At 39.2% G+C, this 12,818-nt stretch carries 9 protein-coding genes; all 9 read right to left on the minus strand.

Going from position 1 to position 12,818, the window contains the following annotated elements:
- Positions 1–7 precede the first annotated feature (7 nt).
- A complete protein-coding gene (locus DWW10_RS18515; protein WP_022392337.1) occupies positions 8–2,209 on the minus strand; it encodes an alpha-L-rhamnosidase-related protein in 2,202 nt (733 codons plus the stop codon).
- Between the two features lie 130 nt (positions 2,210–2,339).
- On the minus strand, positions 2,340–5,558 hold the full coding sequence (gene carB, locus DWW10_RS18520; RefSeq protein ID WP_022392338.1) for a carbamoyl-phosphate synthase (glutamine-hydrolyzing) large subunit: 3,219 nt from the start codon (positions 5,556–5,558) through the stop codon (positions 2,340–2,342).
- 485 nt (positions 5,559–6,043) lie between these two features.
- Entirely contained in the window at positions 6,044–6,478 is a 435-nt protein-coding gene (locus DWW10_RS18530; protein WP_022392339.1) for a DUF6078 family protein, read from the minus strand.
- A 44-nt stretch (positions 6,479–6,522) separates the two neighbouring features.
- Positions 6,523–8,190 (minus strand): O-antigen ligase family protein, encoded by a 1,668-nt coding sequence (locus DWW10_RS18535; protein ID WP_022392340.1) that lies wholly within the window; start codon positions 8,188–8,190, stop codon positions 6,523–6,525.
- Between the two features lie 201 nt (positions 8,191–8,391).
- Entirely contained in the window at positions 8,392–8,973 is a 582-nt protein-coding gene (locus DWW10_RS18540) for a hypothetical protein (protein WP_022392341.1), read from the minus strand.
- 284 nt (positions 8,974–9,257) lie between these two features.
- Complete coding sequence (locus tag DWW10_RS18545) at positions 9,258–9,848, minus strand: DUF6705 family protein (protein WP_310592502.1); 591 nt, start codon at positions 9,846–9,848, stop codon at positions 9,258–9,260.
- Between the two features lie 272 nt (positions 9,849–10,120).
- Positions 10,121–10,687 carry a hypothetical protein gene (locus tag DWW10_RS18550; RefSeq protein ID WP_022392344.1) on the minus strand — a complete coding sequence of 189 codons (567 nt, stop codon included), beginning with the start codon at positions 10,685–10,687 and terminating at the stop codon, positions 10,121–10,123.
- A 12-nt stretch (positions 10,688–10,699) separates the two neighbouring features.
- Positions 10,700–12,235, minus strand: coding sequence for a hypothetical protein (locus DWW10_RS18555; RefSeq protein WP_118422043.1), 1,536 nt, complete (start codon positions 12,233–12,235; stop codon positions 10,700–10,702).
- 57 nt (positions 12,236–12,292) lie between these two features.
- Entirely contained in the window at positions 12,293–12,763 is a 471-nt protein-coding gene (locus DWW10_RS18560; RefSeq protein ID WP_022392345.1) for a hypothetical protein, read from the minus strand.
- Between the last annotated feature and the right edge of the window lie 55 nt (positions 12,764–12,818).

Raw genomic sequence — 12,818 nt, forward strand, 5'->3', positions numbered from 1 at the left:
CTTCGCCTTACGGAAGAATATGAGTACCCGGTGAAAGCACTTTTTCTTTACTGCCAGGCAATGCCACTACTGCCGTGGTACCTTGCGGAACAACCACTTGAATACCGAGTTTATGATCTTGCTGCCTTATATCAACCCTGATGTCACCATAAAGAGTAGGCACCACTGCCGAAGCTTTATTCAACGAACCAAGTTGCGGAGCAACACGGAATTGCTTAAATCCGGGAGCAAGCGGCTCTATTCCACACAGTTTTTGGCTCAATATAGTCAGCGGACCACCACTCCATGCATGATTTATAGTGCCTCCACCAAAACCTTCGGCACCTATCCCCCACCCTTCAAATAAGGTGGTATAAGGATATGACATCATTTTAGCATAACGGTCGCGCATACGTTTCAATGCAAACTCCGGTTCGCCCATCATAAACAAGGCTTCCATTACATACTTTTCCATATAAGGACTGGCATGATATTCCTTCTTGAAAACCTTTAGCAAAGCTTTATATCTACCGGCCGGCGCCAATCCACTCACTACAGCCATTGCCTGCGCACGGTCATCCGTCTCCCCATTATGCAATTTGGAACGATAAGCCTTACCATTCCAATAGCGGGCGTCAAAAGCCGCAGAGATACGTTTCATCATTTCACCGATCTGATTGGCATCATACAGTTTACGCAGATGAAGGGCAAACTCTTTTTCAGCCTTAAGAGCCAGATAATACCAACAAGTAGTAAGAACCTCCATATCGACATCCGTTCCCCAATCGCCCCAATTCCAATCACCCGGACGAACCACAGGCATACCTTGGTCATCAACCTGCCAGACTTCATGCAAATATTTCTTCAGGCCATCGTAAATATGCGGAACAAAAGAATAATCGTCACTATAGAACGCTTGCGTATAGAATCCATACCAACCTACAGACGCAAGCATCTGCAAAGGAAGTTCCTTACACCAGTTCAACGACGGAACAGGAGAAGCAATAACGCCGTCCGGACGTTGCCAGTTCATCAGTTCATAGATACCTTTTGTGGCCAACTGCCAGCCGCGCGGATCAAGTACATAGAAAGCTTCACCCAACTCATTTACTTCATCTCCCCACCATTGCGCACGCTCACGGTCAGGACAGTCCATGTAATTATCGCGCATGGTAATATATAAAGTACGTGCACTTCGCTTCCACAATTCATTATAGAAATCATCATCGCATGCGAAAGAACCTTTCATATCCGCATTATAACCCGTTTCCCGGTATTTAACGCCCAGCACTTCCACGCCGGCAGGAACAACATAAAGCACCTCATGACCATTCATCCAGCCGAAACTTTCATATTCCTGCTCACCCTCACGAGTAATATATTCAGCTCTCACATTATTAGCACTTCCTCCTGTATAGTTATCGGTCAGCATGCCAACCGCCAATCCGGCCGAAGCCTTTACATGCAAATAAGGAGTTATCTGACAATTATAGGGCAAACGGCACCGAATAGTATCCCCTTTTTCATTTTTGACTACTTCCGGATAATCCGTTAGACCACCATCCTTCCACATCGGGATGGGACGGGCCACCAATTTCCCGAACGGCATTTCGTTCGGAGCCACAATTTCGATAGATGCTCCCAGCTTTCCACTGAAATCCGGCATGTTCCAACCTGCCAATTCCTTGCGGGCATCAAAGCGGATATTACTTTCGGATAAACGATAATTGGGAAATGGGGCTTCTGTATTCTGATAAGCCCGATACACACTACATTGCCAGCTCTTATCACTGACAATGGATAAATTTGCCCCTTGGGCACAAAACAACAAAGCCGCCGTTCCACTATTCACATGGCTGAATCCGTTTTTCCCGAAATGCCACACCAGCAGAGCAATGGTATTCTCACCTTTCTCCAGATAAGGGGCAATATCCACCTGATCGTAATAAGTCGCTCCGGGAGCAGGTCCCCGCTTCAATCCACCTTCAAACACCACCATCTTGCCGTTAATCCATAGCCAATACTTGGAATCTACAGCGATATTTGCAATCATCTCACCCGGAACGCCGGGCAGATGCACCGTTTTACGAAAACAAAGCCAGGTATTCGGAATACTTTGACACTGTTCACTGCCAATCCATTTGGATTGAGGGAGGAAACCATCTGCTGCTTTTAATTGTGCAGCCAACATACAAACCAAAACAATAAAGAAAAGGGGGATTTTTTTCATGGTTTAAGAACGTATTTTGATTGGACAAATAACAGATACCTTTAAAAGGTACTATCTATCCACAAAGATAGGCATAAAAAAAAGAGATGCCAATTTAGCATCTCTTTTTTAACTTCAGGTAAATACCTGATTATTTATATTCTTGCCAACTCTTGATAGCAATATCTTCCAGCTTCAATTCGCAGAATGCTTCGATAAAGGCGCTTGCCAGACGAGCATTCGTAATCAACGGAATGTTATGGTCGATAGCACCACGACGAATACGGTAACCGTTCGTCAATTCACGCTTCGTATGGTTCTTCGGAATGTTGACGATCAAGTCGAACTTGTGTTCAGCTATCATCTTCATTACGTTGTTCTCAGCATCAGGGCGTTCATCCGGCCAGTAAACAGCTTCGGTAGATACACCATGAGCATTCAAGAACGCAGCCGTACCTGCCGTTGCATAAATCTTGTAGCCTTTATCGAAAAGTACACGACTGGACTCCAACAAATCTACTTTTGATTTCATTGCACCGGAAGAGAACATAACACCTTTTTGAGGTATCTGGAAACCTGTAGCAATCATTGCACTCAGCAATGCTTCTGAGAAGTCATCACCGATACAACCAACTTCACCCGTAGAAGACATATCCACACCCAGTACCGGGTCTGCCTTGTGTAAACGAGAGAAGGAGAACTGAGAAGCTTTCACACCGATCCAATCAATATCGAATGCTGATTTATCAGGACGTGAATAAGGAGCATCCAGCATGATGCGGGTAGCCGTTTCTATAAAGTTACGTTTCAGTACTTTAGAAACAAACGGGAAACTACGAGAAGCACGAAGATTACACTCGATTACCTTCACTTCATTGTTACGAGCCAGGAACTGGATGTTGAACGGGCCGGAGATATTGAGTTCCTTCGCAATCTGACGGCTGATCTTCTTAATGCGACGTGCCGTAGCAAAGTAAATCTTCTGTGCCGGGAATACCAATGTAGCATCACCAGAGTGCACACCCGCAAATTCCACGTGCTCGGAAATAGCATATTCCACCACTTCACCATTCTGTGCTACAGCATCGAATTCGATTTCTTTTGTATTCTGCAAGAATTGAGAGATTACTACCGGATATTCTTTTGATACCTCAGCAGCCATCTTCAGGAAGTTTTCCAATTCTTCTTCATCATAGCATACGTTCATCGCAGCACCCGAAAGCACATAAGACGGACGAACCAATACCGGATAACCTACCTTTTCTACGAAACCTTTCACATCTTCCAGACTGGTAAGTTCCTGCCAAGCCGGCTGGTCAATACCCAGTTGGTCGAGCATTGCAGAGAACTTGTTACGGTTTTCAGCACGGTCGATAGAGATAGGAGAAGTTCCCAGGATGGGCACTGACTGACGGTGCAGTTTCATTGCCAGATTGTTCGGGATCTGTCCGCCTACTGATACAATTACACCACGAGGCTGTTCCAAGTCGATAACATCGAGTACACGTTCGAAAGAAAGTTCGTCGAAGTAAAGACGATCGCACATATCGTAGTCAGTAGACACTGTTTCGGGGTTGTAATTGATCATAATAGACTTATAACCCAACTTGCGTGCTGTCTGCACTGCATTTACCGAACACCAGTCGAACTCTACGGAAGAACCGATACGGTAAGCACCGGAACCCAGTACAACTACTGATTTTTCATTCTTATAATAGTTCACATCATACCCTTCAACAGCGTATGTCATGTACAGATAGTTGGTCAGTTCAGGATGCTCGGAAGCTATCGTATTGATACGCTTCACAGCCGGCAGAATACCCAATTCTTTACGACGGTCACGTACCATCAGGTTTTCTTTCTCCATATTGCCTTGCGGATCGAGTACGAAACGTGCAATCTGGAAGTCAGAGAAGCCCAGCACTTTTGCTTGACGCAATACATCTGCCGGAATATCTTCCACCTTATTATATTGAGAAAGTTTCAACTTATAGTCAACAATGTTCTTCAGTTTGCCAAGGAACCAGGGATCAATCTTCGTCAGGTCGAAGATGCGATCTATTGTATAACCGTTTTCCAAAGCTTCAGCGATAGCGAACACACGCAGGTCCGTAGGACGTGAAAGCTCGCGGTCCAGATCATCAAAGTGCAGGTCATTACCTACAAATCCATGCATACCTTGACCAATCATGCGCAAACCCTTCTGGATAATTTCTTCAAAAGAGCGTCCGATAGACATGATTTCACCAACAGACTTCATGCTGGAACCAATTTCGCGAGATACACCAACAAACTTCGTCAAGTCCCAACGAGGGATTTTACAAATCAAGTAATCCAGCTGCGGAGCCACATATGCAGAGTTCGGAGTTCCCATTTCACCAATCTGATCGAGCGTATACCCCAATGCAATCTTAGCGGCAACGAATGCCAACGGATATCCTGTAGCCTTAGAAGCCAAAGCTGAAGAACGTGACAGACGAGCATTTACCTCGATCACACGGTAGTCGTTTGTTTCAGCATTGAATGCATACTGAATGTTACATTCGCCCACGATACCCAAGTGACGGATACACTTTGTTGAGAGGTCTTGCAACATCTTCACCTGTTCGTCAGTCAGCGAGCAAGTCGGAGCTACTACGATAGACTCTCCCGTATGGATACCCAGCGGGTCGAAGTTTTCCATGCTTGCCACTGTAAAGCAGTGGTCGTTTGCATCACGGATTACCTCGAACTCAATTTCTTTCCAACCTTTCAGAGACTCTTCTACAAGAATTTGTTTAGAGAAAGCGAAGGAGCTTTCAGCCAGTTTCAGGAATTCTTCCTTATCCTGACAGATACCGCTACCCAAACCGCCCAGTGCGTAAGCGGAGCGAACCATAACCGGGAAACCAATGCGTTCAGCAGCCGCAATTGCATCTTCCATGCTCTCTACAGCCTGGCTGACAGGAGTCTTCATCTCGATCTCGTCCAGTTTCTTCACGAAGAGGTCACGGTCTTCCGTATACATGATAGCTTCTACCGAAGTACCCAATACGCGTACACCATATTTGTTCAAAATACCGCTTGTGCACAACTCAGCACCGCAATTCAAAGCAGTCTGACCACCGAAAGCCAACAGGATACCATCAGGTTGTTCCTTCTTGATGATTTCTTCTACGAAATAAGTAGTTACAGGCAGGAAATAAACCTTATCTGCGATACCTTCCGAAGTCTGGATAGTAGCAATGTTCGGGTTTACCAATACTGAACTGATACCTTCTTCACGCAAAGCTTTCAATGCTTGCGAACCGGAATAGTCGAACTCCCCGGCCTGACCGATCTTGAGTGCACCTGAGCCCAAGACCAACACTTTCTTCAAATTCTTTTCCATATATTCTCTTGTTGTCTATTAAGTTTCTTTCTATACATTCGGGCACAAAAAAAATGCGTTACCCAACAAAGGATTAACGCATTACCAAAGAACTAACAATATCTTCTCAGAGAAAGAGAAATCATCGACTAACGAATGAAATTCATTCGAATGCAGCTTATATGTATCTCTTTTCCCGTGTTGTTGCATCGTTGCTTTAAAATTTGTGCAAAGTAACGACTTATTTCAATAATAAACAAAAAAGAGAAGAGTTTTTTCTTTCACCCTTCTCTCTTTTCAATTCTGATTTATACTGAATAGAGTGATAAGCTCACTTATACAAACATACGCTGATGCACTTATCTGCCTACCATTTATTTCAGGTAATGAAACCATTTGTTCCTCGGCGTGAAACCATTTGTTTCGCGGCATGAAACAGTCTGTTTCCCGGCATGAAACAATTTGTTTCACACCGAGAAACAATATATTTCATGCTGGGAAACAAATTACCACTTATAGACTTCTGAATATGAATCAAAAATGGGCGTCTCAGCAATACCATTATTAGCGAATATACGAGCTATAACTTGCTGGTCTTCAGGAGAGATAAAACGTTCTTTCCGATAGATTCGGTAATAGTGCGTACGGCCAAAGTAAGCAATAATCTGATTACGGACATCGGAGGCTTTATTGTAAGGAAGGTTACCAAAGAGGTTTTTCACACCCCATGCCACACGCATTTTCCGAATAGGAGCGAAATAAGCACATCCGACAGAAGTGGCAGGAAAACAAGCCGGACTTAGAATTGTAATGAGAGGAACATTGGCAGTACAATGCTGTGCGACCCAATGACGCAGACAGCTACTGGCTTTAGAGCAGTTGTCGTTGAAGCAATGAGCATAGCCATGAGGGACTATTTCATAATCAAAATCTGTATTCATAATACACTTTTATTAAATTATCCCGCAAAGGTAAATGCTTTTCTTCAGGAAAAACAATGAAAGCAATAATCTTTCAAGAAGTCATCCACCTCTTTATATATTTCATTGAGATGGGGAGCATATACCTTAACTGGCATATTCCTAATTTGCAAGGCTTCTCTATAGGCTTTCTCTATATCGGTTTTCTGATACAATTTAAATAAACGGAAATGAGGTACGACTCTATAAGGAATCATATCAGATGCCATCCGCCAATAATATTCAGCAGAATCACTCCTTTGTAGTTCATCATAAACTTCCCCTATCAACATAGCCGTATTGTAATCGGGAAAATATATAAAAGAACATTTCAATGCATCTTTAGCTCCAGTATAGTTTCGTGCCGCGTATAAGTTTTTTCCCTGATTAAACAGCATCTGCGTTTTCTTGCCATACAGAACACCTCCCCCAAGCATTATCCCTACCCAAACAAGCAATCCGAATCTATAGACATTTCGTATAAAGCCATTCTTATGTAGTACATATATTATATCCCCACCGCCTATACCAGCCACAATAAATAACAGAATAACAACAAACTGCCACATAAAGAATGGATAAGAAAAGAAGGCAACAATCCCCCAGCTCAACAATAGTATTTTTGAAAGAGCGACCTTTGGTTCTTTATTATTAGTCCGTTTCAACAAAACATACAAGCATAAAGAAAAGAAGAGAAAACCAGCTATAGTACCATGTTCTACAATAAACCTTATATATTCATTAAAGGTAAAACTACTATCATCTGCCAGCATCCGCCACTTATGCATAGGATGCTTTTTAAAAAATGAAGCTTGATAGTACATATAGTTCTGACGAAATCCATTTACCCCATGTCCAAGTAAAGGAGCATCTTTCACCATTTCATAGGATACACGCCATACAAGTAGTCTGCCATCACCAGAATCTTTCTTATATAAATAAAAGGTGTAACATAGTACCGATATAAATAATGAAAGAGACAATATTGTTAAAAGCAGATGCACTTTTTTCAGCCGTATCCTTCCTTTAGACAGATACATCCAATATGCTCCCCCTGTCAATCCTATCAACACCGCTAACCAACCTGTACGCGAATCACTTTGCAACAATAAAAGACCAAGTGATATACATAGAAGCAACAATAATAATAGATACTGCTTTTTCACCCACACTATTAATCCTAAAGACATCATCAACAACAAAGCTAAATAGTTACCCCATACCGAAGTATTTAGAAAAGAACCATATATCCGACTCCATTTCTCTGATAACAAGAAGTAATCAGCTTGCGTATATAAAGAATAAATAACCTGAATTCCTCCAGCTACCCAAAAAGCGACTACATACCACACAAAATGATTCTTAGGGATATTTCTAAAACAATAATAACCAAGTATAGCAACTCCTAATTGCAATATGATAAAACCATTTTCTTTAAAGTTCACACAAGCGCAAACAAACAAGTACAACATCAGCAATACAAAAAAAGAATCCATCCATCTCCATGAAGTAACTTTTTCTTGCCCTACATCTAAATTCCTTTTAAATATTAAGCAGAACCAGATCATAAAATAACAACCTGAATAAAGGAGATATTCATACTGCACTAGAAAATATGAATAAAAGGAAACTGAACGTGGATAGAAAACGAATAAAAGTCCCAAAAATCCCCAAAGTAACTCTAATTTTTTCATTACTTCTCAGTTATATTAAAATCATTCTTTACTCATTTAATTAATTATTCTTATTCACATCCCCTTTACTCTACTCCCCGTCCAAAACCTTAGTAAGAATAGCATAAGCAGGTAAAGGATAAACAAAAGAGGGAGGATTTCTCTGAGTGGCTGATGGTGGTAAGTGATATTTTTAGTTCTTTTTCATTTATTAAGGTCGTACTAATTGACCTTTTGAGGCCTCTCGTGAAAAGAAGACATATTTTGGAAAGAAAGAACATTCCAATACAATTCACTACAAATCCATCTTCCATTGATATACGCCCTATGATACCTATCTTTATTCAACAAGCGCACATCACTATTTTTTAATTTCGTACAAAATTCATCGACATCTTTTAAACGTATTATATCTTTCAATATCGCCGATCTATACGAAAAAACAACCTCTTCCAATGTACCCTCCATAGTAAAATAAAGGCTAAAATGGAAAAGTATAACATTTTCAGTTTGAGGATCCAAATGTCGTTTAAGTCTTGGATATAGAACATCATGAAAAATTTTCCTATAACTATCATAGTTGCAAAATTCAACATTCATATCGTGACTTATATAATCCCACTCATAATTGCAATCAAGTAAACGTAAAGAATCGTTCTGATTATAAATAGTAGTAAATACTTCTCCAACTTCTATTAAATAAGTATTTTTTCCAACACTCTTTACAATACTACAAGTCTGAGCTTTAATTGTAGTACCTATGACAATAGATAGAATGGCTATCAGTAAAACTTGGTTTTTCATGGTATATTCTTTTTATTTACATTCAGAATTTGCTAAACTAAAAATTTGATATAATGCATTAGGAGAATATGTATTTACATTACAATTATACCCCTTAACTTTTCCATAATTTCTATTTTCATTCCAATAAAGATTTAGAAAAGCCCTATATTCAGTCAAAGCTATTTCATTCGGATATATTTGTCCATTATATCTCCTCTAACCTCTACATAGGTACATATATCATCAAAAAAAATCGTTTCATAACTATCCATTTATAACCAATCCTCACTCCAAAACCTTAGTCAAAATAGCATAAGCAAAGGATAAACAAAAGAAAGGGGATCTCCCTGAGCATCTGATGGAGATAAATAAAAATTCGGATCTGAACTCAAAACGACTTTCCACTCTAATTTATCAGGCGATATGAGCTTTAAAGTATTTTCAGAAAAAACATATTTACCATGCATTTTTCCATTGTACATTCGAGGAAGCCAAATGCGAAAATCCATATAACTAAAATCTATTTCCATATCTTTTGTTCGATGATTTCTTGCCACTATCCGAAAAAGACGTTCTAATTCTCTTGAATCATATGAGGTTGATAAAAATTTCGACTCTAAAGGCATAGTGCTATCAATTTCTTTTCCCCCAATGGAAATAGAATATAAACCACCCAAGAAGTGGTGCCATTTCATTTTGGGAGATGCACATTTTATCAATCGTAATTTAAAAATAGTATCATTAGACTGGTATATCCATAAGCCTTCGTAGTCTTCAGTGCCCGTTATATCATTCTCAAAATTCCATTTACTTTGAGCAAAAACAAATCCTCCTAAATAGAGAGGAATAAAAAAACAAATACTAAACGTTTCATATCTTTCAATATCACCGATTTATACAAAAACTTTCTTATAGTTTACCCTCCATAGTGAAATAAAGACTAAAATGAAAAAGTAGACCAACATTTTCATCAAAAGAGTCCAAACCATTTTATGACTGTATGCTACACAAGTAGTATAGATTGTGAATCCAGACAGAAAAAACATTTCTGAAATTACCATCCTCACTCACCATTTATCATCTGCATCTAGTCTTAGTTCCAATACATTTCAATTTCTACATCGATATTTATCAACAATAACAGAAGATCTATCAACTACATTTTTTAAGTCTCAGGCTCGTATTGCTGCAAAGTCTCAAGCCACTGACTGTCTACAATAGTAAATATACATCTTACCCAACGTCCTTTGGCAAAAGCAGGATTTTTACGATCAACATATATCCGGCAGTTAAGTAAACGCATCATGACTCTATCAAAATCAACCACAGAAAAATACGGATGTAATTTCGCAGGAATACCGGGCACTATTTCCTTTATATTACCCTCCATGTCGGCATAAAGAAAAAAGTTCAAAATAAAACGACCAATTTCATTACATACCTGTTTGGTTATTCTATAACGAAGTTCTTTAACTATCATTTCTACCATTTCATCATAGTTGGAAGGATAAACAGGATAATTATCTCCCAAATAGCGCCAATCTACATTATCGGGCAAATGACGAAGAGAATCACGGGTATTCTCATATATATATAAACCATCATTTACACTAACTTTATACACACGTCCTGAAACACGGACTGTATCAATAATTTGCCATCCGGTTTCTTGACTAAAAGATACAGTACAAAGGCTCATAAACACTACAATCAAACAAAAAAATCGTTTCATAATTTACCTCCTCTATTTACAATTTACATACATTACTCCCAATATATAATTCACACAATCCGGTTCAAAATTTGAAGCATTACATTCATATCCGGCTTTAATCCCAGATGCAATATTATACTGAGAATAATAAGACAAACATTTTTGATAGCCAACAACATCCACTTCAGCAGGAAATTCTGTTCCGCCATTCGTTATTTCACATAACCAGTCCTGATATGCCTCACACTCTCTATAAGGGAATCCATTATATCCCCATGTATAATCCTCTTTAGATTCAAAACGTCCTTTTTTTTCTATATATAGAGTTATATCTCCAAAGACTTGTCGTTCAAATTCTCTTGCTGTACGATTAGCTACATCGGTGCAATACTCAGGCCCTCCATACGCATACTGATACATATGAAAAAACTCATGTTCGACAGTAGTGCTTTTTAAGGCTGATTCATCACGAAACTCTAAATATGCTCCAGAAGTAACCCCACCATTTACTCCCATAGGCAAATCTCCATTATATCTAACGCCATGCATTTTAAACTCATTTTCCCTCATATAGGCACCCATTTGAGAATATCTGCACTTATCCAACATATCTTTAAACAGTTCATCCAATTTTGATATGCCTTTCCCTATCTCATTCTTTTCAAAGAAACTCGCCAGCCTGTCCGGAACACCATACTTTTTGGTATCAACAGGTGGTTTATAGCCACCATCAGATTCATTAACCTCTACCGTTCTACATTCCCATTTCGAAGTCACATATTCCCAGTAAGTATAACAGTAGTCTTCTTCACAAACCTCTATAAACTCATTCTTATAACACCACAATTTACATTCTTCAACTAATTGATAATAATCCACCAAACCACACTCTTCTTTAGTTGCACGAGTTTGCGCTTTATACCGATCAATTTCTTCTTTTGAAAAAGTAGTGCCTTCTATAGAATGAGTAATCCTACCATCTGAATACCGCCATCCATTTGCAAAATAGCCATCCAGTTCATGAAAAAGTATAACTCCACTAAAATCCTTATCTTTTTGCACATAAGTATTATAGAAAGGCTTGAAGTTTGTCTTTTCAAGATAATCCAAATCAGGCATTATAGTCATTGTAAAAGCTTGTTGCTCCCCTGTACCCAAATCAGTTGTTACTACCAGACGAGTCATAGACTGTTTATAACGCGAGTCTTTGGTTTGCTTATATTTTTCACGGACTTCAGGCAGCATAAACACAACCCGTTTACTTCCGTCCATAACAGCTTCTACTGTACGAATTTTCTTATTTTTCCTACGATAAGCAAACTGCTTTCCCCATAAAGGTTCCATATTCGCAATCATGCCGGATTCTGTTTTAAAATCCGCATCCACACCACGCGTTTTAGAATCTCTCATTGACTCATAAAACTCACGTGCAGCTGTCACTTCCTCTTCATAGGTCATAAAAACATTTTCTTTAGACCGTTCTGTATCCAACTCCTCATAGCAAGCAACCAACAAGATTGTCACCCCGATAATAAAGGATATAAAAGTAAGAACATTCTTTTTCATTATAAACATTTTTAGTTAATAAATGCATTCCCTATTTTAACATACATATTCACTTCCTCACCAAAAGAATACTTGGCCATCTTTATATGTAAAAATACGATGCTCGGTTCCTCGGGTCTTATCTTTCAGTAAATACAAGCCTTCAGCTGGAACCTGTTCAAACGTCAGTGACGAAGTCAAAGCTTTTTGTTCAGCTAGTGATTGGAAAGTAAAGTTCTGATAAAAAAATAATTCATATACATCACCTGCCATGATGTGATTGCTATCTGTACGAGGAAGGTATTTAATCTTTCGTATTTTAACAGGATGCATAAAATCGATACCAAGCCAATTCTTTATCTCTACGTAATCTGTAATATCCCTATTGTACAAATCATATGTTTTGCCCGCAAGTAGATGAGATTCCGGTAAAAATAACTTTCCATAATAACATCTCGTTGTATCTACATCATAAGTTTCCAACTCGGATAGTTGTAAGGAATTAGCAGGATGATGGATACGAAAATATCTATAGGGAGGAATACTCATATCCGTATATATTGAATCGTATTGGGTGTTGGCATCACGAGAAATAATTCCAAGT

Origin of the sequence: Bacteroides intestinalis, from assembly GCF_003464595.1 — a bacterium.
GTDB lineage: Bacteria > Bacteroidota > Bacteroidia > Bacteroidales > Bacteroidaceae > Bacteroides > Bacteroides intestinalis_A.

Excerpts from the sequence above, each read along its gene's own strand:
- DWW10_RS18555 (WP_118422043.1), bottom strand. The coding sequence starts at position 12,235 with ATGAAAAAGAATGTTCTTACTTTTATATCCTTTATTATCGGGGTGACA.
- DWW10_RS18515 (WP_022392337.1), bottom strand. The coding sequence starts at position 2,209 with ATGAAAAAAATCCCCCTTTTCTTTATTGTTTTGGTTTGTATGTTGGCT.
- DWW10_RS18560 (WP_022392345.1), bottom strand. The coding sequence starts at position 12,763 with ATGAGTATTCCTCCCTATAGATATTTTCGTATCCATCATCCTGCTAAT.
- DWW10_RS18530 (WP_022392339.1), bottom strand. The coding sequence starts at position 6,478 with ATGAATACAGATTTTGATTATGAAATAGTCCCTCATGGCTATGCTCAT.
- DWW10_RS18535 (WP_022392340.1), bottom strand. The coding sequence starts at position 8,190 with ATGAAAAAATTAGAGTTACTTTGGGGATTTTTGGGACTTTTATTCGTT.
- DWW10_RS18550 (WP_022392344.1), bottom strand. The coding sequence starts at position 10,687 with ATGAAACGATTTTTTTGTTTGATTGTAGTGTTTATGAGCCTTTGTACT.
- DWW10_RS18540 (WP_022392341.1), bottom strand. The coding sequence starts at position 8,973 with ATGAAAAACCAAGTTTTACTGATAGCCATTCTATCTATTGTCATAGGT.
- carB (WP_022392338.1), bottom strand. The coding sequence starts at position 5,558 with ATGGAAAAGAATTTGAAGAAAGTGTTGGTCTTGGGCTCAGGTGCACTC.